This window comes from Mycobacterium helveticum, assembly GCF_007714205.1.
In the GTDB taxonomy this organism is placed as follows: Bacteria; Actinomycetota; Actinomycetes; order Mycobacteriales; family Mycobacteriaceae; genus Mycobacterium; species Mycobacterium helveticum.
The window spans coordinates 1-1390 of record NZ_VMQU01000287.1; the positions used below are offsets into that span (position 1 = coordinate 1).

Here is a 1390-nt window from a genome sequence, read left to right on the forward strand (position 1 = left end):
GGTTCTATTGCCATGAATGTGGGTCGGGTGGGGTGTGCTATGTCTCGCGTGGCGTGACGGTCTGGGCGCACGGGCAGCCCATAAGTTCGAAAGCTCCAACACCTCGGACCCAGGAGCTTGCCCGTGCGCGCGACCACCTTACTCAACCGTGTCCTCGACCTGCCGAAGACCACGGTCCGCGACGTCGAGTTCGGCGACGAGGTGACGGTGTGGGTACGCCCGCGACAGCGGGTGATGTCTTGTCCGCATTGCGATTTCCGTACCCGGCACCGCTACGACACACGGGTGGTGGACTCGGCGTGGCGGCACCTGGACCTGGGCGGGCGGGTATGTGTGCTCAAGCTGCGGCGACGCCGGTTGCGCTGCCCCGCCCACGGTGTCCTAGCCGAGTCGGTGCCGTTCGCGCGGCCGGGATCGGGGTTCACCCGCGACTTCGAGGACCTTGCGGTCTGGCTGGCCGGCAAGTGTGACAAGAAGACGGTGTCGACGTTCTGCCGCGTCACGTGGCGCACTGTCGGGGCGATGTGTTCGCGCGTCGTGGCCGAGAAACTGGACCCCGACCGGCTCGCAGGGCTGGTCGACATCGGCGTCGATGAGATCTCCTGGCGCAAGCACCACAAGTACCTGACGCTGGTCTCCGATCACGACACCGGCAAAATCGTGTGGGGTGCGCCGGGCAAGAAGGCGGCCACTCTCGATGAGTTCTTCACCGCGGCCCTGCCCGCCGACGGTGCGAAGAAGATCCAGGCCGTATCGATGGACCTCGGGCCGGCATTCGCGAAATCCGTTCGCGCACATGCCCCGCAGGCAGTGATCTGCTTCGATCCGTTCCATGTCATCAAGCTAGCCACCGACGCCCTCGACGACGTCCGCCGCCAGGTATGGCAGTCCGCGCGCAAGCTGTCGAACAAGCAGATCGCCAAAACCTACAAGGGAGCCCGCTGGGCGCTGCTGAAGAACCCCGAATCCCTCACCGACACACAGAAAGCCACCCTTGCCCAGCTCAAACGCGAGGGCGGCGCATTGGTCCGTGCCTACGAGCTGAAAGAATCGCTACGCGCGGTGTTCGCCGGGGACCTCGACACCGACACCGTCACCGACATACTCGGGAAATGGTGCTCATGGGCGCAGCGGTGCCGGATCCCGCAGTTCGTCAAGGTCGGCCAAACCATCAAAAAACACGTCGACGGCATCCAAGCCGCAGTCGAGCGCGGTCTGGCCAACGGCCGCCACGAAGGGCTCAATAACAAGGTGCGGTTGATCATCCGCAGGGCCTACGGCTTCCACAACGCCCAGAACGCACTGGCCATGATCATGCTCGTCTGCGGGCCGGTCACCCTCGAGCTCCCATACCACACATGAGGTCATCCACATTCATGGCAATAGAGCC

1 protein-coding gene is annotated in these 1390 nt (G+C 64.3%); it reads left to right on the plus strand.

The features are described 5' to 3' along the window. Nucleotides 1-123: 123 nt before the first annotated feature. On the plus strand, nucleotides 124-1362 hold the full coding sequence (locus tag FPZ47_RS27510; protein ID WP_168209589.1) for an ISL3 family transposase: 1239 nt from the start codon (nucleotides 124-126) through the stop codon (nucleotides 1360-1362). Nucleotides 1363-1390: the final 28 nt, after the last annotated feature.